The sequence below is a fragment of the Streptomyces sp. CLV115 genome, assembly GCF_038448545.1.
Lineage (GTDB): Bacteria > Actinomycetota > Actinomycetes > Streptomycetales > Streptomycetaceae > Streptomyces > Streptomyces sanglieri.
In genome coordinates this window covers 1-22,002 of sequence record NZ_JBCEWQ010000113.1, presented here as the reverse complement: position 1 = coordinate 22,002, position 22,002 = coordinate 1, and the positions used below count along the sequence as shown (strand labels likewise).

Genomic DNA, 22,002 nt, shown 5'->3' with positions numbered 1-22,002 from the left:
GGGCGGATGACCACAGGTCCGATGACCACAGGCCCGGTGACCACGGGGCGGGTGACCGTACGGCCGATGACCACACGGGAGTGATCGGGTGATCCACGAGGTCGACGACGTACTGCGGGCGCTGATCAGGGCGGAGGTACTCGAAGGCGGCCAGATCGCGGTGGTCTTCGACGCCCCGACCCGGGAATGGGCGGCGAAGGTCAACGCGCCCATGGTCAACCTGTATCTCTACGACATCCGCGAGGACATGCGCAGGCGCGAGCGGGGTCTGCACAACGACTACGACGAGCGGGGCACGATCATCGCGCGCCGCCGCCCGCCCCGTTTCTTCAAGCTGTCGTACCTGATCACGGCGTGGACGAAGCGCCCGGAGGACGAGCACCGGCTGCTCTCGTCGCTGCTCGGCTGCCTGCTGCGTTACGAGGCGCTGCCCCCGGAACGACTGGCGGGCACCCTGGCCGAGATCGGGGCGCCGGTACCGATGTCGATCGCGCTGCCGCCGCCGGAGGACCGCTCGTTCGCCGATGTGTGGAGCGCGCTGGGCGGTGAGTTGAAGCCCTCGCTCGACCTGGTGATCAGCGTGCCGGTGACGGCCTCGCCGAGCTATGTGGTCGGCCCTCCGGTGGGGGACGAGGGGCTGCAGACCCGCTTCGGGGACGTACCCGAGGGGTCCGAGCCCTTGTCCGAGACGATGCCGGGCCGCGGGGGCCTCCCGGTGTACGGCGGCCGCCCGGGCCGGCCCGGCGGGAACGGCACCACCCGCGCCCCCGACACGGAACGACGACGCGGCCTGTCCCTCCGCATCACGGAGACCCGGAAGGCCCGCACGGGCGCCGGGGAAGCCCGCGCTCGGCCCGCAGAGAGCGCAGTGACCGCAGAAAGTGCGGAGACCGCAGAGAGTGCGGAGACCGCAGAGACCCGTACGGAGGACAGCGCCGAATGACCGACGCGGGCGACCCGAACCTGCGCCACCTCCTCGCCCGCGCGGTAGCGGTGGAGCAGCGCATCCGACGGGCGGTCGAGGCCCGGCAGCTCACCGATCCGGACCCGGACGACGCCTTCCGCGGCCTCTACCTCACGGACGAGAACATCGCCCGCCTGCTGGACGAGAGCGAGGCCCGCGCCTTCCCGAGCCCCGTGCCGGACCCCATGCCGGAGGAAGCCCTGCCGGACCTCGTGCCGGAGGACGCCGTGCCGGACCCCGTCGAGGCAACGGCGGAACACTCCCGACTCACGTCCCTGGCAGCCGATTTCGGCCTCACCGCCCTCGACACCGAGATTCTCCTCATCGCGCTCGTACCGGATCTCGACGACCGCTTCGAGGCGTTCTACGGCTACCTGAACGACGACGTCACCCGCCGCCGCCCGTCCGCCGGCCTGGCGCTGGGTCTGTGCGGGCTCTCCCCCGCCGACCAGGTGGCGCGTGGCCGGCTGTCGGCCCGTGCCCCGCTCCGCGAGGGCCGTCTCCTCCTGGTCGAGGACCTGGACCGCCCGTTCCTGAGCCGGGCGCTGCGCGTCCCCGACCGGGTCACCGCGCACCTTCTGGGCGACGACACCCCCGATCCGCGACTGGCCGATCTCCTCGCCCCCTGGCACGCGGTGGCGGGCGTCGGAGACCCGGCGCCGCTCGCCGGGGCCCTCGCCCACGGCGCCCCGCTGGCCTACCTCCGCGAGGACCAGGGCGGTGCGGGCACCGCCCTCGCCGCCTCCGCGCTGACCCGTGCGGGCCACCGGGTCCTGGGCCTGGACCTGGCCCGCCTGGCCGAGGACCCGTCCCCGGCCGAGGCGGTCCGCTCGCTGGTCCGCGAGGCCAGGCTGACCGGTGCCGGCGTCGTCTGCGCCCCGATCGACGCGGTCTGCCGCGAACACCCGGAACTCCTGCGGCTGCTCACCGGCACCCCGGTCCCCACGATCCTGGTGGGCCGGGCCCCCTGGGACGCGGCCTGGTCCACCGCCCCGCCGCTCCTCCTGCACGCCCCACGCGTCGAACCCTCGACCCGGGCCGCCCTCTGGACCGACGCGTACGACGCCCCCGTCCCCGGAACCATCGACGTGGACCGCCTGCTCTCGCCGTTCCTCCTCACCCCGGAACAGATCACCCGCGCTGCCCGGGGCGCCGCCCAGACCACCCACCTGGACGGCGGCACCCTCACCCCCGACCACGTCCGCCAGGGCGCCCGCGCCCAGAACGCGGCGGGCCTGGACCGCCTGGCCCGCCGCATCGAACCCACCGTCACCTGGAACGACCTGGTGCTTCCCCCGGACACCCACGCCCAGCTCCGCGAACTGACCGCCCGCGCACGCCACCGCGACCGGGTCCTGGGGGAGTGGGGCATGCGTCCGGGCGGCGGCCGGGGCCGAGGCGTGTCCGCCCTGTTCGCCGGCGACTCCGGTACCGGCAAGACGATGTCGGCGGAGGTCATCGCCGCGGATCTGGGCCTGGACCTCTACACGGTGGATCTGGCGACGGTGATCGACAAGTACGTGGGCGAGACGGAGAAGAACCTGGAACGGATCTTCTCGGAGGCCGCGGGTGTGAACGGCGTCCTCCTCTTCGACGAGGCCGACGCGATCTTCGGCAAGCGCTCGGACGTGAAGGACGCCCACGACCGCTACGCGAACGTCGAGAGCGCCTACCTCCTCCAGCGCATGGAGTCCTTCGACGGCCTGGCCATCCTCGCCACCAACCTCCGGGCCAACCTCGACGACGCGTTCACCCGCCGCCTGGACCTGGTCATCGACTTCCCGGTCCCGGACCCCGAACAGCGCCTCGTCCTCTGGGAGCGCTGCCTGGGCCCCGTACTGCCCCGGGGCAAGGACCTGGACCTCGCCTTCTGCGCGGAGAACTTCGAGCTGGCCGGCGGCAACATCCGCTCGATCGCGGTGACGTCCGCGTACCTGGCGGCGGACACGGACGAGCCGGTGACGATGCCGACGCTGATCCACGCGATCCAGCGCGAGTACCAGAAGCTGGGCCGGCTGACCCTGGCGTCGGAGTTCGGCCCGTATCTGAAGCTGCTGGCGTGAGGCGCGGTGCCGCGCGGAGCCTGACGTTCAGACCTTGATGATCCGTACCCGATCGCCGCACAGCAGGCCCAGATCCTCAGGATCCGAAGTAAGGATCACCGCAGGTTTCGGCATCAGCAACGCAGTCGCTCCCACGACGGCGTCGATGGCGTACTTGTGCCCATGGAGTCCGGCATCGGTCAGAAGTTTCATGGCCGAGCGCCCGATCTCCTCGCTCACGGGCTCGACCGTCAGCCTGGACACTGCCCAGTTGAACCGGGCGGCGTTCACCTTCCGGTGGTGGGCCTCGATGAGGGTGAGGACACTGACGATCACCCTCATGTCCTCCTGCTCCGCTCCGCGGAGCAGCGTCATGACCTGCCGGTCATCAGCCACGACCTTGGACAGACCGTCACTGTCCAGCACGATCGTCCCCGCCCGAGCCATCAGGTGGCGTTCTGTGCATCGTCGGCGTCGCCGCGCAGAAGCGCTCGGGCGGCATCGATCTCCGTACGACTCAGCGCACCGTGCTCCGCCTCGTGCGCGTTGGTCAGCTCGGCGAGGCTGTCCCGCTCGATCTGGCGCTGCACGGCTGCGTCGACGTAGGCGGAGAAACCCCGCTTCCCCACGCGCGCACGGACGGCCGCGATATTGCCCGAGTGCAGGCTGACGGAGACGTTGGCGGTGGGGCCCTCGCCCAGGCCGTAGGTGGTGTCATCACTCATGACACCAATCTAATACTTGAACTGGTAGAGGGCTGTGTTTGCCGTGACAGAGCGATGGGCCCATGGCTCGGCCCCTTGCGTGGACCCGAAGTTGGCGCGACCGTGGTCGGGTCGGTCGGTGAACGGCCGCTTTTCCTCCGTACGGCGACGGGAGTCAGCGTGACCGCATTGCCTGTTCTGCCCCACGAACTGCACGGCGACGGCCCGCACAAGGTGATCGCGGTGCACGGCTGGCTCGCCGACCGCTCCGCGTACGCCCCCGTGCTGCCGGATCTCGACCTCGATTCGTTCCAGTACGCGGTGGTGGACCTGCGGGGGTACGGCGCGGCCCGGGACACGGACGGTTCGTACACCACGGCGGAGGGGGCGTCGGACGTGCTCGCGCTGGCCGACCGGCTGGGCTGGGAGCGGTTCTCCCTGGTCGGCCACTCGATGGGCGGCTCCGTCATCCAGCGGACACTGGCCGCCGCGCCGGAGCGGGTGCGCCGGATCGTCGGAGTCTCGCCCGTCCCCGCGTCCGGCCTTCCGCTCCCGCCCGAGCAGTGGGAACTCTTCGCGGAGGCGGCGCACACCCCGCAGAACCGGCGGATCATCCTCGACACCACCACCGGAGGCCGCCGTCCTGCGGGCTGGCTGGACCGCATGGTGCGCCGCTCGGTCGACTGCAGCGACGCGAAGGCGTTCCGGGCCTGGCTGGACTCCTGGGCGGGCGAGGACTTCCACGACCAGGTCGAGGGTTCGCCGGTACCGGCCCTGGCCGTGGTGGGCGCACTCGACCCGGCACTGTCCGCGGATTTGCAGCGCGCCACCTGGATGCGCTGGTTCCCCCGCGCCGAGCTGGTGGAACTGCCGTCGTGTGGCCACTACGCGATGGACGAGACCCCGCTCGACCTGATCCGGGTGATGGAGGACTTCCTGCGGGCGGACACGGAGGCATGAGCGGTCCCGCCCCCGCCGAAATGCCCGTACCGGATGTCTTCGACCCGAGGCTGTACGGGCAGGGCATCCCCCACGCCCACTACCGCCACCTGCGCGACCACCACCCCGTCTCCTGGCAGGAGGAACCGGAAGTGCTCGGCTGGCCGGCGGGCCCCGGCTTCTGGGCGGTGACCCGGCACGAGGACGTGGTCCGGGTCCTGAAGGACTCCGCGACGTACTCGTCGTACCTGGGCGCCACCCAGATCCGCGACCCGGACCCCGCCGACCTGCCGTTCCTCCGCCGCATGATGCTCAACCAGGACCCGCCGCACCACCGACGCCTGCGCGCACTCGTCAGCCGCGCCTTCACCCCGAAGCGCATCGACCGTTTCGCCGTGGTCGTCCGCGAACGCGCCCGCACCCTGCTCACCCGCGCGGTCGCCGAGGCACGGGCCGGCGACGGCACCTGCGACCTCGTCGCCCAGGTCACCGACGACTACGCCCTGCTCAACCTCACCGACCTGCTCGGCGTACCGGACACCGACCGCGCGCTCCTCCTGCACTGGACGCGGCGCGTCATCGGCTACCAGGACCCCGACGAGGCCGGAGCTCCGGAGCCGGGCCCGGACGGCAAACCGCTCAATCCACGTTCCCCGTCCGCCCTGCGCGACATGTTCGACTACGCACACGCCCTGGCGGCCCACAAGCGCCGCCACCCCGCCGACGACGTCATGACGTCCCTGGCCACGGACCCCGAACTGACCGCGCCCGAACTGGAGATGTTCTTCTTCCTGCTGGTGGTGGCCGGCAACGACACCGTACGCAGCGCGGCCCCCGGCGGCCTGCACCTCCTGGCGGAGCACCCCGAGGCGTACCGCCGCCTGTGCGAGGGCGAGGTGGGTCTCGCCACCACCGTCGACGAACTCCTCCGCCGCCACCCCCCGGTCCTCACCTTCCGCCGCACGGCACGCGAGGACACGGTGCTGGCGGGCACCCGCATCCGCACCGGCGACAAGGTGGTCGTCTTCCACGCCTCCGCCAACCACGACGAACGCGTCTTCCCCGACCCGTACGCCCTGGACCTCACCCGGTCCCCGAACCCTCACGTCTCTTTCGGCGACGGCCCGCATGTCTGCTTGGGCGCGCACTTCGCGCGCCTCCAGCTCCGGGCCCTGTACGAGGAGACGTGCCGGGCCCTGCCGCCCGGTCGCCTCCAACTCGCGGGTTCGCCAAGCCGATTGGTGTCGAACTTCATCAATGGGATGAAGGCGCTGCCGGTGCAGGTGGCCGATGCCTGATGGTCAAGCCACCGTCCAGGCGAGGACCTGTCCGTCGTCACCACCGCTGAGCAGGAGCGAACCGTCCGGGCTGAAGGCCAGTGCCTGCACCCGGCCGATGTGTTGGCGCTGACTGCCGATCCGCTGGCCGTCCGACAGGCGGAACAGGTTGATATAGCCCGACAGCATGCCCATGGCGAAGTGTTCCCCATCGGGGTGGAATGCGACCGACCAGTAGTCGTCGGCCCTTCGTCCGAAGGTTTCGGGTCGGTACAGACTTCTCGTTTGGGAGTCCCATACGACTGTGCTCTTGGCGTAGGCATCAATCGCAACGATGTAGTCACCATTTGGGCTGAATCCCAGCCAGCGCAGGCGTTCGGGTGCTCCGGGTAGAGATTCGGGTGGATTTTTGTCGATCAGAGAATGCAGCAGGATGGTGGATTCGCCCGATCCGCCGACTGCGAACATCTGAAGATCCGGATGGAAAGCAATCATGGGGACCAGGCTGGCATGGCTACGCTTTCGTGGCGCCGGCGGTTCCTGACGCCAAACCATATTGCCGGATTTGATTTCCTGGATCTGGGTGCTGGTGCCGCTGGTAGCGAGAAATGGTCCGGCCATATGTGCCCATACGACGCTGTCGTCCACCGGTTCGGACTGGGATCCGCTGGCCAGGTCAATAAGAGACAGCCGCTGTGTGCTGATACCAACCACGCCCAGTAGGTCATCGCCTCCGCGAGTCAGCACATGGCAGGTGTCCTGTTGCTTGAAGAGTGGGCAGGATTTCGGTCCTTGCATTCGAGAAATATCCGGTAAGCTCCAGCGGCTCAATGCGGGGTGCTGGTCATCGGCTGCCTGGCCGACAAAAAAATCTCTTCCATTCGGGTCGACTGCGATGCAAGTTACCAGGGTCGGATTGGTAAGTGCTACTTTTACGGGTGAGGCGCTGATTTGCATCAAGGGATTGGCCTTTCGTTCTCGTCGAGGAGAGGGCGCCCGTCTATCCGCTTGGCATTGGGGATCCCTCCATCAGCTATTTCGCTGGTGAAGGAGGTTCCGAGGTCTCGCTGCTGCCCGTACTGGTGCCCCCCTGCCTGGAGTCTACGGTTCCAGGACCTGGTGATGAGGCGCCAGTTGTTCTTTTCGACGTTGTGATCGCGGCGTGCTGTGTCGTCGTCTTTGTGGCCGTCACTCTTCCAATGCTGCGCGAGGGGCACCGGGTGGTGGTCGACATCGTAATGCGTGTTCTTGATGTGTGTGGCTCTTAGTTTCTTCTCGTCGAACAGGGGCAGGGCTCCATCGGGTAGCTTGTACCGTTGGTCCAGGTCTACCAAGCTGTTTCTGGCGGCCGAAGTGTATCCATTGCTCAGAATGTCTGCGACGTCATTTATGAGCGTCTGCTTCTCCTTCTGCCTCCATGAATTGGACTGAGTTTTCCAGCCGCTGCCGAGGATGTAGAGTCGAGTGCGGACGTCGTAGCCACGGGGAAGTCGGCGAGTTCCCGGCGTGCTGACGAACTGTTGCATGCTCTTGAGTTTGCTGAGCTGCATGATCTGTTTGGCGAGCATCTCCTCAAGCGGTTGATAGAGTTTTTGCTCTTTTTCGCCGATCCATTGCTTGCTCAGTGCGTCGGCCTCTGCCTGGGTTTTTATCTTCTTCTTCTTTATTCGACTTTTCACTCGATCGGCCACAATCTTTTCTGCTGATTTTTTTCCTCTCTTCCATTTGGCTTCGGCGTTAGAGAGGTCTGCCAGGGTGGATTCAACCCTGGAGATCGCTTCAAGGGCCTCCATCTTTTCTGGTTCTGGTAGTTGATTGGCCTCTTCCTTTACTTTGCTCATGACGGATCGCACCTCGCCTGCAAATGCGCTCGCTATCACTACCCGAAGGCCGGAATTGGTGGCCTGGGCGGTGAGGGTGTGTGGTTCTCCGGAGGTCATCGAAAAGGACTTACGGATTGCCCGTGGCGGCACTTGCGGTGGAGTCCAGGGGAAGGTTGTATTCTTGTCGTCCTTTCCTTTCTCGTTCTTGTCCTTTCCCTTGAGTTTGTTCCAGAGCGCTTTGCCCTTCTTGGCGATGAATCCGACGATTTTGTCTATGGCCCTGTTCACGGGGCGAGCGACGGCGTGGAAGACGCTCTTGACCTTGTTGGCCAGGCTGCCGATGCCGAGGAGGGAGGCGAGGAAGCCGATCAGTAGCGGGACGCTGGCGGCGAGGGCGGTTTCGACCATCTTGGGGACGCCTGCCGAGCCGCCGTTGGCGATGGCGATGACCGCGTCCAGGACGGCGTTGACGAACTCCACGATCTGGGCGCCCTGGTTCACGATGAACGTGACGATGTCGATGATTCCCTTGACCGCGCGGACGAACGCGGAGGCGGGGTTGAGGAGGGAGATGATCCAGGTGATCCCGGCGATGATGACGGTGGGGATCAGATAGCTGGTGAGTTTTTCGAGGATGGTGGCCTTGAGGTCGCCGGCCTCCTCGGTGATTTCCTTGATGGCGCCTGCGGGGCCCTCGGCGGCGAGTTTCTTCGCGACGGGGACGGAGGATTCGACGGCGGTCATGGCCTGGTCGGGGATGCCCTTGCGGGTGATGCGGGCGCGGATGTTGGCCCAGGTCAGGCCGAGGAGGGAGCCGATGAGCTGGATGATGCCCTTGAGGTCGAACTTCTGGGGGAGTTCGAGGCCGGCCTTGACGGCGGTGCCGAGGAGCCAGGAGACGACGCCGGTCTTCAGGTGTTCGGCGATGTTGGTGATGAAGAGGTTGAGGCCGGCGCCGACTGCCTTGACGAGGTTGCCGAGGAACCCGATGGGGTCCTTGATGATCTTCATGATCGCCGAGGCGGCCTTGGCGAGGATGCCGAGCAGCAGGTTCTTCAGCTCGTTGATCGTCTTGATGACGCCGACGATTGCGTCCTTCGCCTTGTCCACCAGGCCCTTGTTGGCCTCCTGGAGCTTCTTGATCTCCTCGTCGACCTTGTTCAGGGCCGCGGTGTACTTCTGGGCGAGGTCCTGGACGAGCTGTTCGGACTTCTCGTTGACCGTGGCTTCCAGGTCGTCGAATTTGCCCGCGAAGTCGGTGGCGGCCTCCTGGCCGAACTCGCGCAGGTCTGCGGGGAGTCTGTCGACCTCGGCCTTGAGTTCTGTTCGGCCCTTGGCGATACGGGCCTTCGCCCTGCCGAGTTCGGTGCCGATGATGTCGGCGACGGACGAGATGACCGTCTGCATCTTCGCGACGTAGAGCTTGCGCGCCTCCTGGAAGAGGTCGTCGGCCTCCTTCGGCATGCCCAGCAGCTTGTCCTTGGCCCACTTCGCCGGGCCGAACATGCCTGAGTAGCGCTTGTCCTTGTACTTCTTCATGCGGCGCTTGTGGTCGGCGGTGAAGGCGTCCCGGGCCGCCTTCTCCCCCTGCGTGAACGCGGTGTCGACCTTCTTGTCCAGGTCGGAGAGGGTGGTCTCGACGTCCTTCTTCGTGCCGTCGTAGACCTTCTGGAGCTTCGCCGTGACCTCGGCGCGCTTCTTCTCGTCCTTCGACTTCGTCTCGCCCTTGCCGCCGTCGACCTGCTTCCCGGCGGAGGAACGGGTCGCGGTGAGGGTGTTCATGGCCCGGGCGCCGGAGGCTGCCGCGCCCGCCTTGGCCGTGGAGAGCTGCTGGGCCTCGGCCGCCTTCCCCTTCGCGGGTGCCTTCGCGGAGTCTGCCTCAGCGGTCTTCTTCGTGGAGAGGGCCTGGTCGAATTCCGGTTCGTTGCCCTTGGCGAGCTGGTCCTCGGTGACCTCGGCGTCCGCCATCGCCCGGTCGTTGGCGGCCGGGCCCTGCGAGAAGTCCGTGACCGCGGCCGGCTGTTTCTCCGGGACCGCGTCGGCTGCCGAAGGGGCACCGGGGTTGGCGGGCGGCTGGTCCGGGGACATCGGGGTGACCGGCTTGTCCTTGGCCGCCGACGTGTCCGGCGGGGCCTTCGTCGCCGTGTCGATGTCCTTGGCCGAGGAGTCCTTGCCGTCCTTGACCTTGCCGTCGACCTCGTCCTTGATCTTGTCGGCCTTCCCCGACTTGGAGAACTTGTCCGCCTGGTCGAGGTTCTTCGGGGCCTGGGCGTCGATCGCCTTGTTCACCGCGTCGATGAACGCCTGCTTGTTGAACTCGCCGGGCTTCGCCGCGTTCATCTTCTCCGCGTTGGCCGCCTTGCCCTGCGCCTCCTTGTCGTCGGGCGGCGCGACCGCCGCGTCCTGCGCCGACTTCGACTCGGTGGCGGCGGGCGCGTGATGCGACAGGCGGATCCTCTTCGCCGCCACGTCGGACTTCACCTTGCGGAAACCGGGGGCCTGGGCCGGAGACGGCTTCACCGGGGCCGTGTACCGCTGGGCGACCAGACGGGAGACAGCCGCGTTGCCCGCCGCGCGCTGAAGCCGTTGCAGGCTGCGGGGATCAGGGGCCGGCCGGTCCCCGGGTGCGCGACCCCCGGGTGCGCGGTCCCCGGGTGCGCGGTCCCCGGACGAGCTGTCCCCGGACGGGCGGTCGACGGGTGGGCGTTCCGGTGCCGTCGTCGTACGGGAGACGTCTGTGCGGGCAGCGGCGGGGTCCTTCTCCGGAACCGCCCTCATCAGCCCTCCCCCGGCCGCGCGTGCTCCCGGCCGCGCATGGCCCCGGCCGCACACGCTCCCGACCGCGCATGGCCCTGTCGCCGTCCCAGGGTGTGTGCGGGGGCCGCGCGGTACGCAGGGCAGGCGCACCGCGGTCGGGGCAGCGCACGGCGGTACGTACAGCGCTACGGCGTTGCCTGATCGGGCAGGGGCCGGTGCACGGGTGGGCGGCCGTGTGTCCGTTCCCGGTGATCGCCGGTCTCGCGAGAATTGCGGGCGTTCCCCGGCCAAGGAGAGACTCACATGCCGTCGTACCTGTCCCCGGGCGTCTACGTCGAAGAGATCGAGTCCGGATCCCGGCCGATCGAAGGGGTGGGCACCTCGGTCGCCGCCTTCGTCGGCTTCGCCCGCAAGGGCCCGTTCGACGAGCCGACGCTGATCACCAACTGGAGCCAGTTCGCCGGTACGTTCGGTGACTTCGTCGACGGCACGTATCTGGCGTCGGCCGTGTACGGGTTCTTCGCCAACGGCGGCGGCGTCTGTTACGTGGTGCGCATCGACGACGGCACCGAGCCGCAGGCAGAGGGGGACGACGGACGGAGCACCGGGCAGCTGCCCGCCGGTTCGGAGACGCAGCTCGGGCCCTACGCGGTGAAGCCCCGCCCCGGGGTGGCCGGCGAGATCACCGTCGAGGTCACCGAGGTGGAGGGGGACGATCCGCCCTCCGACGTCTTCCAGCTGATCGTGAAGCGGGACGGGCAGGTCGCGGAGACGTACCCGAGCGTGACGACCAAGCGCAGCAAGGAGAACGTCGCCACCCGGGTCAACGCCAAGTCCGAGCTCATCGAGATCCGCGAGACCGGGCGCGGCGCCGCCCCGGCCAGGCCCGGGCCGCAGAGCGTGACGCTGGCCCCCGCCGCGCCCGCCTCGCCCGACGCCGGGCCGCTGACCCCCGAGCTGTACGTGGGCGACCCCGACCGCCGCACCGGGCTCGGCGGGCTCGAAGCGGTCGAAGAGGTCACGACCATCGCCGTGCCGGACCTGATGAGCGCGTACGAACGCGGCCTTCTGGACCTGGAGTCGGTGATCGCCGTGCAGCAGGGGCTCATCAGCCACTGCGAGTTGATGGGCGACCGGGTGGCCCTTCTCGACCCGCCGCCGGGACTCAGCCCGCAGCAGATCCGCGCCTGGCGCACCGACCGGGCCAACTTCGACTCCAAGTACGCCACGCTCTACTACCCCTGGATCCGGGTCGCCGACCCCTCGTCCGGGCGCGCCCGGCTCGTCCCGCCGAGCGGCCACATCGCGGGAGTCTGGGCCCGCAACGACGAGTCGCGCGGGGTGCACAAGGCCCCCGCCAACGAGGTCGTGCGCGGTGCGGTCGCCCTGCAGACCCAGCTGACCAAGGGTGAACACGATCTGCTCAACCCGATCGGGCTGAACTGCATCCGGTCCTTCCCCGGGCGCGGCATCCGGGTGTGGGGCGCGCGCACGCTGGCCTCCGACCCGGCCTGGCGCTATCTGAACGTCCGGCGCCTCTTCAACTACCTGGAGGAGTCGATCCTCACCGGTACGCAGTGGGTCGTCTTCGAGCCGAACGACGACGCCCTGTGGGCCCGTATCCGGCGCACGGTCTCGGCGTTCCTGGTCAACGAATGGCGCAAGGGGGCGCTGTTCGGGCTCACTCCGGAAGAGGCGTTCTACGTCAAGTGCGACCGCGAGACCAACCCGCCGGAGAGCATCGACGCAGGCCAGGTCATCTGCGAGATCGGGGTGGCACCGGTCAGGCCGGCCGAGTTCGTCGTCTTCCGCCTCTCCCAGCTGACCGGGGGCACCGGCGGCGTCGACGAGTAGCCCGGCCCGGTCCCCCAGGTCCACCAAGCGGTAAGAGCGGTAAAGGAGCCTGTTGTGCCACTTCCCGATCTCGACAGCACCGTCGGGGCCTCCTTCGGCCTCGAATTCGACAGCGTCGTCATCAAGCAGATCACCGAGGTCAGTGGTCTGAAGATGGAGCAGGACGTCATCGAGCTGAAGCAGAACACCGCCGACGGCCGCTACGCCATCAAGAAGCTTCCCGGCAGGCCGAAGGCCGGTGAGGTGACCGTGACCCGCGGTCTCACCGAGGACAACAGCTTCGAACGGTGGATCAAGGACTCCCGGTTCGGCCGGATGACCGCGGCCCGCCGCAACGGCGCGGTCATCGTGTACGACCACGAGGGCATCGCCATCAAGCGCTACAAGCTCATCAACGCCTGGCCGAAGTCCCTGGAGATCGGCACCCTCAAGGCCGGTGACACCTCGGTCCTCACGGAGAAGCTCGCGATCACGTACGAGAGCATGGAACTCGACTGATGCGGCGTACGACATCGGCGGACGCCCCCGAACGGCCGGACCCGGACGCCCCGGCCGCCGGGTCCGGGCGGTCCGGCCGACGGGAGCCGCTGCGTACCGAGTTCACCTTCGAGCTGCCGCGCGGGTACGTCGACGAGACGGGCGCCGTGCACCACACGGGCGTCATGCGGCTCGCGACCGCGCGCGACGAACTCGTGCCGCTGCGGGACGACCGGGTGCGTGAGAACTCCGCGTACCTCTCGGTCGTGCTCATCGCCAGAGTCGTCACCCGGATCGGCACCATCGACGACATCCACCCCGGCGTCATCGAGGACCTCTTCGCCTCCGACCTGGCCTTCCTCCAGGACTTCTACCGGCGGATCAACGCCGAGGGGCACACCCGCGCCGCCGTCTCCTGTCCGGCCTGCAAGGAGGAGTTCGCGGTGAATCTCGCCGGTGGCCGCCTGGGGGAATCGTGACGTACGCGGCCGACCTGCTCTACGAGGAGGTCGCGTACCTCGCCTATCACTTCCACTGGCCGCTCGATGAGCTGCTGGACCTGGAACACCCGGAACGACTGAGGTTCGTCGCACAGATCGCTCGCCTCAACGGGCAGTAGCGAACAGCGCGGGGAGGGCGGGAGAACCCATGGGCCTGATGTCCTGGCTGCGCGGCGGCGGGCGTACGGAGACGAGTGCGGGCAAGGGGGCCGGCGGCGCTGGAACCGCTCCGGCGGCGGCGCCGCGCGAGCGGCTCGACCCGGCCGAACTTCCGCCCATCCAGCGGATGTTGGCTGCCCAGGATCTGGTCATCGATCCGTCCGGTTTCCAGGGGTCGCTCGCCACCCGGCAGGACACCTCGCTCGGCACGCCCCTCGGGCATCTGGTCAGCCCGGACGCGCCCACCGGGCTGGTGCACGGGATCACCGCCCCGGCTCCGCCGGAGCGCCCGTCGCCGGTGCAGCGGTCCGTGGAACGGTCGGGGGAGACGCAGGTCCGGACCGGTTACGTGCCCCTGCCCGTGCCGATGCCCGTGGCCGTGCAGCGTGCTGCCGCGAGCGGTGCGCCCGCGATGACGTCGGCCGGGGAGTCGGCCGTGGCGGCTCTGCCGGTACGGCAGTTGGTGGGCGAGCAGCCGCTCGTAGCGGCCTCGGCTCCGGAACCGGAACCGGTGTCGGAGGAGCCCTCCGGCCCGCCCGTACAGCGTTCGGCGCTGCCGGCCTCCCCCGACCGGCCCCGGCGGGCGCCCGGTCTCGGGGCGCCCATGTCCGCACTGCCGCCGACCGCACAGCGGCAGGCCGCCCACGCCACCCCGGGGGCGGAGGAGGCAGCGGGGGATGTTGCGGCAGCAGGGGCGGTTGGGGCTGCTGCGGCCCCCGAGGTTCCCGGGGACTTTGGGAACTCCGGGGTGTCCGGGGCTCCGGATTCCGTGTCCGACACCAGTGGGTCCACCGCGCCGTTGCTCGGAGACTCCCCACTGCTCCCCGCCGCGTCGGAGCCCCTGCCGGCGGCTCCCGTACCGGCGGTGCAGCGGTCCGCCGCCGTGTCCTTTCCGGGCCCGCTCGCGCCGCCCCGGACAGCCGGCCCGGTCGCGCCGCTGCTCGCCGGGCGGCCGGTGGCGCTCCAGGCCGGGCCGGGCGGCGGTGCGGGCGCCGTACAGCGTTCGGCCGTGGACGGGGCGGAGGCGGCGGCAGCGGTTCCGTCGGGCGGTACGGGGGCGGTGCCCGGTCCGTCGTCGTACGCGCCGTCGTCCGTCTCGCCGTCGGCTCCGCCGGATTCCGTTCCGGTGCGCTGGACCTCGGACCGGGCGGGCATGCCCTCGGTGACGCCGTCCGCCTCCCTGCCGGCGGCTCTGCAACGTACGGCCACGCCTGCGGCCACGGCCCCGGGGGAGACGGCGCGTACCTCGTACCCGGCTCGTCCCGCCCTGCAGCGTCAGGCAGTTGGCGGGCCGCCGGTGCCGCGTTCGTTGCCGGATTCCAGTAGTCGCTCCGCACCGGTCACCGCTTCCGTCCCTGCCGTGACCTCCACCTCCTTCACCACGGCCGGTTCGGCCGCCGTGGCCGCCGGAGTGGCTCAGCGGATGGCGGACGGCAGCGTCGTCTTCGGGTCGCCGCCGCCCTCGTACCCGGCGCCCGTCGTCCAGCGCGAGACGGAGAGCGAGGAGCCGCCGCCTCCGGATCCGCCCCAGGACGCCGCGCCCGAGGCCGAACCGGAACCGGAGCCCGGGCCCGCGGCCGAGGCCCACGGCGCGCCGGGCGCCTTTGGGGCCACGGCTGCCTCCGCCGGCGCGTCCGGGGGAGCGCCCGTCGTCACCGACGAACTGGTACGCGCCCTGTACACGCCGCTCAGCAGGCTCTTCAAGGCGGATCTGCGGCTCGAACGCGAACGAGCGGGCTTCCTCATCAACACCAGGCACTGAAAGCCGGACCAGACCAGGCACTGAGATCGAGAGGTACGGACCATGGCCACCGCCCAGGAGAACGATCCCGCCGTCAGTGTCTGCTTCGTCGTCACGATCGACGACATCGAGCTCGGATCGTTCAACACATGCGACGGGCTGGGCTGCGAAGTGGTGCTCGAAACCCGTGAGGAGGGCGGCAACAACGGGCATCTGTGGCAGCTGCCGACCCGGCTGAAGTACTCGAACGTCAAGCTGTCCCGGCCGCTCACCAAGGAGACCGAGAAGGTGGCGCGCTGGTTCGCCACCATGACGACCGGGTTCAGCCGCAAGACGGCGCACATCGAGGCGCGGACCGGGGACGGGCAGAAGGTGGCCCAGTGGGGGCTGCTGGAGGTCGTGCCGGTCCGCTGGACCGGGCCCTCCTTCACCCCCGAATCACCCAAGGTCGCGATGGAGACGATCGAGATCGCCCATCACGGCTATGTGATGGAGGGCTGAGCGTCGTGAGCGGTGCCGGTCCCATCGCCTTCAGCGCCGCCGGTACGTCCGGGGCGGCCGGAGCGAAGCCGGGCAGGGGCGGTTCGGCCCGGCCCAAGCTGGAGCACGCCTATCTGGAGCTGCGGACCCCGCCGACCGGCGGCGGCCTCACCCCCGGCGGCCCGTGCGGGCGGATCGACTTCCAGTTCAACCCCAAGGAGCTGAGCCTCACCAAGGCCGCTTCCTGGAAACGGAGTCCGGCCAAGGGCGCGAAGAGCTCCGGCCCGCCGGAGTACCAGGGCTCGCAGCCCAGCAAGCTCACCGTGGAGATGTTCTTCGACGCCAGCGACACCCAGGACACCCGGGTGGTGACCTCCGTGGAGCAGCTCTTCGCCTGCTGCGTGCCGACGAACGAGACCCGTCAGCAGCAGCGGTCCTCGCCGCCGTGGGTGGTCTTCCACTGGGGCGGGCTGACGGGGTTCCCCGGCTACGTGAGCCAGGTGCAGGCGAAGTACACCCTGTTCACCACGTCGGGCGTGCCGATCAGGGCCGTCTGCCAGGTGACGATGGAGGAGATCAGCGGCGACACCCCGGGCCAGAACCCGACCTCGGGCGCTCTCGCCGCCCGCCGGGTGCACCAGCTGGGTGCCGGGGACTCGCTGCCCTCGCTCGCCCAGCGCGAGTACGGCGACCCGGCGGCCTGGCGGGTGATCGCGGAGGCGAACGGGATCGACGACCCGCTGCGGCTGGCCCCCGGACGGCAGCTGCTGCTCCCCGCGCTCGACGAGCTGAACCGGCTCCGAGAGGCCGAGGGCGGAGGGCGGTCCTGATGGCGCGGTCGGGCGTCGCGACGGCGCTGGTGGTGGAGTTCGGCGGCAGTCCGCTGCCGGCGAAGTTCGTGAACACCCTGGTCGAGGGATACGTCGACGACAGCCGGACGCTGCCCGACCTGTTCCTCCTGCGCTTCCGCGACCCGGACCGGGTGCTGCTGGAGCAGACCGGGCTGAAGATCGGCAGCGAGGCCCGGCTGCTGGCCCGCGCGGGCGGTGACTCGGAGCCGAAGCCGCTGCTCAAGGGGGTCGTCACCGCTCTGGAGGTGGAGCTCGACGAGACCGGCACGTTCACCGTCGTACGCGGGCTCGACGAGTCGCACCGGCTGTTCCGGGGGCGCCGGGTGGCCAGCTACCAGAACATGACGCTCGCCGACATCTGTGCCCAGGTCGCCCAGCGCGCCGGACTCAAGCCGGGCACCGTCGACGTGGCCGGTCCGGTGCTCGAACACATCGCCCAGCCCAACGTCACGGACTGGGAGTTCATCCGGGACCTGGCCGAGGAGGCGGGCGCCCAGGCGTACGTGCTCGACGGCCGGCTGCACATCACCCGGCCCGCGGAGGCGAGCGGCGCCCCCGACGGTTCGGCGCGGGCCGACCGCGATCCGCTGGTCCTGGAGATGGGAAGCAACCTGCTGCGCTGCCGGGCCGGGGTGTCCTCGGCCGAGCAGGTCTCCGAGGTCGAGGTGCGCGGCTGGGACGTCAAGGCCAAGCAGCCGCTGGTCGGGCGGGCGCCCGCCGGGAAGTCGGCGACGCTGGAGCTGGGGGTGAGCGCGGCCGAGGTGTCCGCCCCGTTCGGCGAGGCGCGCTTCGTGGTCACCGACGCGGCGTACGGGGCGCAGGCGCAGGTGGACCAGGCGGCGAAGGCCCTGGCGGAGCGGATCGCCGGGTCGTTCGCGGAGCTGGAGGCGGTGATCCGGGGGAACCCGGAGGTGCGGGCCGGCAGCGCGGTGGCGCTCAACGCGGTGGGGGCGCCGTTCGAGGGGCGGTACACGGTCACGTCGTCCCGGCATGTCTTCGATCCGATGCGCGGCTACGAGACCTGGCTCACCGTCTCCGGGCAGCAGGAGCGTTCGCTGTTCGGGCTGACCGGCGGCGGGCCGGGGTCGGGCGGCTCCGGCGCGGGGTCCGGTGGCGGTTCACGGTGCGCGGGCCTGGTCAGCGGGACGGTCACGGACACCCATGACCCGGAGGGCTCGGGCCGGGTCAAGGTGCGGTTCCCCTGGCTGTCGGACGAGTACGCCAGCGACTGGGCGCGTACGGCCCAGTCGGGCGGGACGAGCGGCGGCGAGGCGTTCATCCCCGAGGTCGGGGACGAGGTGCTGGTGGGGTTCGAGCACGGCCATCTGGACCGTCCGTACGTCCTCGCCGGTCTGTACAACGGGAAGGACCGGCCGTCACAGGGCAGCGGCGGCGGTGGCGGCACCGGTGGTGGCGGCCCCAGCGGCAGCGGCGGCTCTCCGGCGGGCGCGGGCGCGGGCGTGGCCGGCGCGGTGGCCGGTGCCGTGACCGGCAGCCCGGACACCTCGGGGCCGGCCTCGGGGCCCGCCCAGGGCTCGGCCCCGGGCGCCCCCCTCGTCGATCCGACCAGCGGGGCCGTCAACCGGCGTTCGATCGCCTCCAAGAGCGGCAACCAGCTGGAAATCCTGGACGACGCCAACGGACCGCAGGGCGTACGCCTGCTCACCGGCGACGGAAAGCTGAGGATCGACCTGGACCGCAAGGGCACCGTGATCGTGATCAACAGCGACGGCAGCGTGAACATCGAGGCCAAGCAGCAGGTGTCCATCAGGGCCGACCGCGGCGTCACGCTGGACGGCGGACAGGGGACGCTCGAACTGAGCGGAGACAGCGTCACGTTGAAGTCCCGAGGCGGAGTGAGCGTCGACGGCGGGACCGGCGAGGTCAAGCTCTCCACCGGCGGCACGGTGGCCGTGCGGGGCGGCCAGGTCACGGTCGACGGAACGCAGCGCACCGACATCAGGAGCGGCGGCTCCCTGGCCGTCAACGCACCCATGGTGAGGATCAATTGACGGCCCGGACGCCCGGAGCGAGAGGAACGGACTGCCATGTCAGCAGCCGCACGGGTCGGTGACCCCACCGGCCACCCCGGCACGGTCGGGCCCCCCGGCGTTCCGACCGTGCTGATCGGCGGGCTCCCCGCCGCCACGGTCGGCACCCCGCACCTGTGCGCGATGCCGCCGCCCGCGGTCCACGCCCCGTCCGCGATCATCCCGCCCGGCAGCACCACGGTGCTGATCGGCGGCCGCCCCGCCGCCCGGGCCGGGGACCGCGCCGCCTGCGGCGCGCCGATCGTGTCCGGGTGCCCGACCGTGCTGATCGGAGGCTGAGCGGCCATGGGACAGGAGTTCATCGGCGCGGGCTGGGCCTTCCCGCCGCGCACCGACGCCACCGGCTCCATCGCCCTGGTGCGCGGTGAGCACGAGCTGGAGGAGTCGATCCGGCTGATCCTCGCGACGTCGCCGGGCGAGCGGCCGATGCGGCCGGAGTTCGGCTGCGCCGTCAACGACTACGTGTTCGCCCCGGCGGACGCGGGCACGGCCGGGCAGCTCGCCTACGAGGTGCGGCTCGCACTGGACCGGTGGGAGCCCCGGATCGAGGTCACCGAGGTCGTCGTCCGGTTCGACGAGGCGGACAACGGCGTCCTGTACATCGACATCGGCTACACCGTGCGGGGCGCCAACGACCCCCGGAACCTGGTCTTCCCGTTCTATGTGATCCCGCAGCACGAAGAGGTGGACGGCGCGTGACACTGCCCAGCCCGTACCTGGACGACCGTCGCTTCCAGGGCCTGGTCGACGAGGCGAAACGGCTCGTCCAGCAGCGCTGCCCCGAGTGGACCGACCACAATGTGTCGGACCCCGGAGTGACCCTCATCGAGGCCTTCGCGACCATGGTCGACCAGCTCGTCTACCGGGTGAACCGGGTACCGGAGAAGAGCTATCTGACCTTTCTCGACCTGATCGGGGTCCGGCTCCACCAGCCCACGGCCGCCCGCACCGATGTGACGTTCCGGCTCTCGGCGCCACAGCCCGAGCCGGTCCGGGTACGGGCCGGCACGGAGGTCGCGACCGTACGCACCGAGACCGAGGAAGCGGTGGTCTTCACGACCGAGGACGAACTGTCCGTAGTCCCCTGCGAGTTCGCCCATCTCGCCACCTGGCCGACGTCCGGCGACACCCTGGACCGTACCGAGGAACTCGCGCTCGGCCGCCCCGTCCCCTGCTTCGGCACCACGCCCGCGCCCGGCGACGCCCTCTACGTCGGTCTGTCCGCGGCCGTCCCCTCGGGCGTCGTCGTGCTCCGGCTGGACTGCGCCGTCGAGGGCGTCGGAGTGGACCCGCTGCGTCCGCCGCTGGTCTGGGAGGCGTGGGACGGCACCGCCTGGACGGCCTGCGAGGTCGAGAAGGACGACACCGGCGGCTTCAACCGGTCCGGGGAGCTGATCCTGCACCTCCCGAAGGGCCACACCCCCAACGTCGTCGTGCGCCGGACCGGCGGCTGGCTGCGCTGCCGGCTGGTGGAGGCCGCCCCGGAACAGCCCACCTACATGGCGCCCCCGGTGGTCCGCCGGATCACCGCGTTCACGATCGGTGCGACCGTCGGCGCCGTGCACGCCGAGACCGTGACCGACGAGGTGCTCGGCCCCGCCGAGGGCGTACCCGGCCAGACCTTCACGATCAGCCGCCCGCCCGTCGTACCCGGCGACTTCGTCGTCGAGGTCGCGGACCCGTCGGGCGGCCCGCAGGGCACCGAGTGGACCCGGGTCGACGACTTCGCGCACTCGGGCCCCGAGGACCGGCACATCACGCTCGACCCCAACTCGGGGCGGGTCGAGTTCGGCCCGGCGGTCCGGGAGCGGGACGGCTCCATCCGCTACTACGGGAAGGTGCCGCCGAAGGGCGCCACCGTACGCGTGCGCTCGTACCGCACCGGCGGCGGACTGCGCGGCAACGTCGCCCGCTCCACCCTCCGGGTGCTGCGCAGCGCCATCCCGTACGTGGCCCGGGTGGAGAACCGGGGTGCGGCGCTGGGCGGGGTGGACGGGGAGACGGTGGAGAGCGCACGGGTGCGCGGGCCGATGACGCTGCGGACCCTGCACCGGGCCGTCGTGCCGCACGACTACGAGCTGCTGGCCCGCGAGGTCGCGCCCGACGCGGCCCGGGTGCAGTGCATCCCGGCCGGCGAGGACTCGGACGTCGAGGCGGGCGGGGTGCGGCTGCTCGTCGTACCGGCCGGGCGCAGCGACGAGCAGGGCCGGATCCGGTTCGACGAGCTGATCCCGCCGCAGCAGACCCTCGCGCTGATCGCGGGCCATCTGGACGAACGCAGGCCGATCGGCGCCCGGTTGGTGGTCGAGCGGCCCTTCTACCAGGGCGTCACGGTGGTCGCCACGGTCCAGGCCCGCCGAGGTGTCGTGCTGGAGAGGGTGCGGGAGGAGGCGCTGACCGCCCTCTACAGCTACTTCAACCCGCTGAGCGGCGGACCGGGCCGGGACGGCTGGCCGTTCGGCCGGCCGATCCAGTCGGGCGAGGCGTTCGCCGTGCTCCAGCAGGTGGCGGGCGTGGACCTGGTGGAGGACGTACGCCTCTTCCCCGCGGACCCGGTGAACGGGCAGCGCGGCGAACCCACCACCAAGATCGCGCTGGACCGGCACGCGCTGGTCTTCAGCTACGAGCACCAGCTCCGGGTACGGGAGGCCTGACCACCATGCGCACAGCCGTGACCGGCCTGCCGACGCCGCACCCGCTGATCGAACAGCTCCCGGCGGTCTACCTGGAGCAGGACTTCCTGCAACGGTTCCTCGCGGCGCTCGACGACGTACTCGCCCCGGTCCTGCTCGCCGTCGACAACCTGCCCGCCCACCTCGACCCGCGCAGCGCGCCGGAGGACTTCCTCGACTGGCTGGCCCAGTGGGTGGCCGTCGACACCCGCACGGACCAACCGGTCGAGCAGCGGCGGGCGACGGTGCGCGGCGCGGTCGAGCGGCACAGCCGGCGGGGCACCCGGCGCGGTCTCGCGGAGGCGGTGCTGCTGGAGACCGGGATCGAGCCGGAGATCGTGGAGAGCGGCGGCACGGCGTGGTCGACGATGCCGCACACCCGGTTCCCGGGCGGCCCGCGGCCCTGGGTGACGGTCCGGGTCCGGGCCACGCAGCCGTACCAGGTCGACCGGGTGCGGCTGGAGGAACTGATCCGTACGGAGATACCGGCGCACGTGGGCTTCGACCTGGAGGTGCTGTGATCTGCGAGTCGTGCGGGCAGAACAACGCGCCGGGGACGCAGTTCTGTACGTCGTGCCGGGCGTTCCTGGAATGGGAGGAGCCGCCGGGCGGAACCCCGGCGCCCTCCACCACCCGGCCGCCCCGGGCGCATTGGGATCCCCACGTCCCTCCGTCCGCCCCCGCGCCGCGGCCGGATCCTGAGCCGCACCC

At 70.3% G+C, this 22,002-nt stretch carries 20 protein-coding genes; 16 read left to right on the top strand and 4 right to left on the bottom strand.

The window, feature by feature from the left end; all coding sequences use genetic code 11:
* The first annotated feature begins 88 nt into the window (after nt 1-88).
* Together AADR41_RS29925 and AADR41_RS29920 are read left to right on the top strand one after the other, a co-directional pair.
* Entirely contained in the window at nt 89-943 is an 855-nt protein-coding gene (locus AADR41_RS29925; RefSeq protein ID WP_342284594.1) for a DUF4255 domain-containing protein, read from the top strand.
* Nucleotides 940-3,027 (top strand): ATP-binding protein, encoded by a 2,088-nt coding sequence (locus AADR41_RS29920; protein WP_342284593.1) that lies wholly within the window; start codon nt 940-942, stop codon nt 3,025-3,027. The genes AADR41_RS29925 and AADR41_RS29920 overlap by 4 nt, the downstream gene beginning before the upstream one ends.
* Nucleotides 3,028-3,054: 27 nt before the next feature.
* Here AADR41_RS29920 and AADR41_RS29915 read toward each other — a convergent pair whose 3' ends face one another.
* Both AADR41_RS29915 and AADR41_RS29910 read right to left on the bottom strand, forming a co-directional pair.
* On the bottom strand, nt 3,055-3,453 hold the full coding sequence (locus tag AADR41_RS29915; RefSeq protein ID WP_342284592.1) for a DNA-binding protein: 399 nt from the start codon (nt 3,451-3,453) through the stop codon (nt 3,055-3,057).
* Nucleotides 3,453-3,731: a hypothetical protein gene (locus AADR41_RS29910; RefSeq protein ID WP_342284591.1), complete on the bottom strand. Its 279-nt coding sequence runs from the start codon at nt 3,729-3,731 to the stop codon at nt 3,453-3,455. Before AADR41_RS29910 ends, AADR41_RS29915 begins: the two co-directional genes overlap by 1 nt.
* Nucleotides 3,732-3,890: 159 nt before the next feature.
* On the opposite strand from AADR41_RS29910, the gene AADR41_RS29905 reads away from it, so the two are divergent.
* Both AADR41_RS29905 and AADR41_RS29900 read left to right on the top strand, forming a co-directional pair.
* On the top strand, nt 3,891-4,670 hold the full coding sequence (locus AADR41_RS29905; protein WP_342284589.1) for an alpha/beta fold hydrolase: 780 nt from the start codon (nt 3,891-3,893) through the stop codon (nt 4,668-4,670).
* Nucleotides 4,667-5,947 carry a cytochrome P450 gene (locus AADR41_RS29900; RefSeq protein ID WP_342284588.1) on the top strand — a complete coding sequence of 427 codons (1,281 nt, stop codon included), beginning with the start codon at nt 4,667-4,669 and terminating at the stop codon, nt 5,945-5,947. The genes AADR41_RS29905 and AADR41_RS29900 overlap by 4 nt, the downstream gene beginning before the upstream one ends.
* Before the next feature lie 3 nt (nt 5,948-5,950).
* Here the strand turns inward: AADR41_RS29900 and AADR41_RS29895 are convergent, their stop codons facing one another.
* Together AADR41_RS29895 and AADR41_RS29890 are read right to left on the bottom strand one after the other, a co-directional pair.
* Nucleotides 5,951-6,883, bottom strand: a complete 933-nt coding sequence (locus tag AADR41_RS29895; RefSeq protein ID WP_342284587.1) for a WD40 repeat domain-containing protein — start codon at nt 6,881-6,883, stop codon at nt 5,951-5,953.
* Nucleotides 6,883-10,269 carry a phage tail protein gene (locus AADR41_RS29890; RefSeq protein ID WP_342284586.1) on the bottom strand — a complete coding sequence of 1,129 codons (3,387 nt, stop codon included), beginning with the start codon at nt 10,267-10,269 and terminating at the stop codon, nt 6,883-6,885. Before AADR41_RS29890 ends, AADR41_RS29895 begins: the two co-directional genes overlap by 1 nt.
* 540 nt (nt 10,270-10,809) lie before the next feature.
* Here AADR41_RS29890 and AADR41_RS29885 point away from each other — a divergent pair.
* Genes AADR41_RS29885 through AADR41_RS29830 form a run of 12 tightly spaced genes read left to right on the top strand, consistent with a single transcriptional unit; the run spans nt 10,810 to nt 21,812 of the window.
* Nucleotides 10,810-12,360 (top strand): phage tail sheath family protein, encoded by a 1,551-nt coding sequence (locus AADR41_RS29885; RefSeq protein WP_342284585.1) that lies wholly within the window; start codon nt 10,810-10,812, stop codon nt 12,358-12,360.
* A 54-nt stretch (nt 12,361-12,414) separates the two neighbouring features.
* Nucleotides 12,415-12,858, top strand: coding sequence for a phage tail protein (locus tag AADR41_RS29880; protein ID WP_072488539.1), 444 nt, complete (start codon nt 12,415-12,417; stop codon nt 12,856-12,858).
* Entirely contained in the window at nt 12,858-13,316 is a 459-nt protein-coding gene (locus tag AADR41_RS29875) for a hypothetical protein (RefSeq protein WP_342284584.1), read from the top strand. The genes AADR41_RS29880 and AADR41_RS29875 overlap by 1 nt, the downstream gene beginning before the upstream one ends.
* Complete coding sequence (locus tag AADR41_RS29870; protein ID WP_093896703.1) at nt 13,313-13,456, top strand: DUF6760 family protein; 144 nt, start codon at nt 13,313-13,315, stop codon at nt 13,454-13,456. The genes AADR41_RS29875 and AADR41_RS29870 overlap by 4 nt, the downstream gene beginning before the upstream one ends.
* 29 nt (nt 13,457-13,485) lie before the next feature.
* Entirely contained in the window at nt 13,486-15,258 is a 1,773-nt protein-coding gene (locus AADR41_RS29865; protein WP_342284583.1) for a hypothetical protein, read from the top strand.
* A 42-nt stretch (nt 15,259-15,300) separates the two neighbouring features.
* A complete protein-coding gene (locus tag AADR41_RS29860) occupies nt 15,301-15,738 on the top strand; it encodes a phage tail protein (protein ID WP_072488542.1) in 438 nt (145 codons plus the stop codon).
* A 5-nt stretch (nt 15,739-15,743) separates the two neighbouring features.
* Nucleotides 15,744-16,547 carry a CIS tube protein gene (locus AADR41_RS29855; protein ID WP_342284582.1) on the top strand — a complete coding sequence of 268 codons (804 nt, stop codon included), beginning with the start codon at nt 15,744-15,746 and terminating at the stop codon, nt 16,545-16,547.
* Nucleotides 16,547-18,580, top strand: a complete 2,034-nt coding sequence (locus AADR41_RS29850; RefSeq protein WP_342284581.1) for a VgrG-related protein — start codon at nt 16,547-16,549, stop codon at nt 18,578-18,580. The genes AADR41_RS29855 and AADR41_RS29850 overlap by 1 nt, the downstream gene beginning before the upstream one ends.
* Nucleotides 18,581-18,616: 36 nt before the next feature.
* A complete protein-coding gene (locus AADR41_RS29845; RefSeq protein WP_342284580.1) occupies nt 18,617-18,898 on the top strand; it encodes a PAAR domain-containing protein in 282 nt (93 codons plus the stop codon).
* Nucleotides 18,899-18,904: 6 nt separating this feature from the next.
* Entirely contained in the window at nt 18,905-19,318 is a 414-nt protein-coding gene (locus AADR41_RS29840) for a GPW/gp25 family protein (protein ID WP_124720016.1), read from the top strand.
* Nucleotides 19,315-21,273 carry a putative baseplate assembly protein gene (locus AADR41_RS29835; RefSeq protein ID WP_342284578.1) on the top strand — a complete coding sequence of 653 codons (1,959 nt, stop codon included), beginning with the start codon at nt 19,315-19,317 and terminating at the stop codon, nt 21,271-21,273. Before AADR41_RS29840 ends, AADR41_RS29835 begins: the two co-directional genes overlap by 4 nt.
* A gap of 5 nt (nt 21,274-21,278) precedes the next feature.
* Nucleotides 21,279-21,812, top strand: a complete 534-nt coding sequence (locus AADR41_RS29830; RefSeq protein ID WP_342284576.1) for a phage tail protein — start codon at nt 21,279-21,281, stop codon at nt 21,810-21,812.
* Nucleotides 21,813-22,002: the final 190 nt, after the last annotated feature.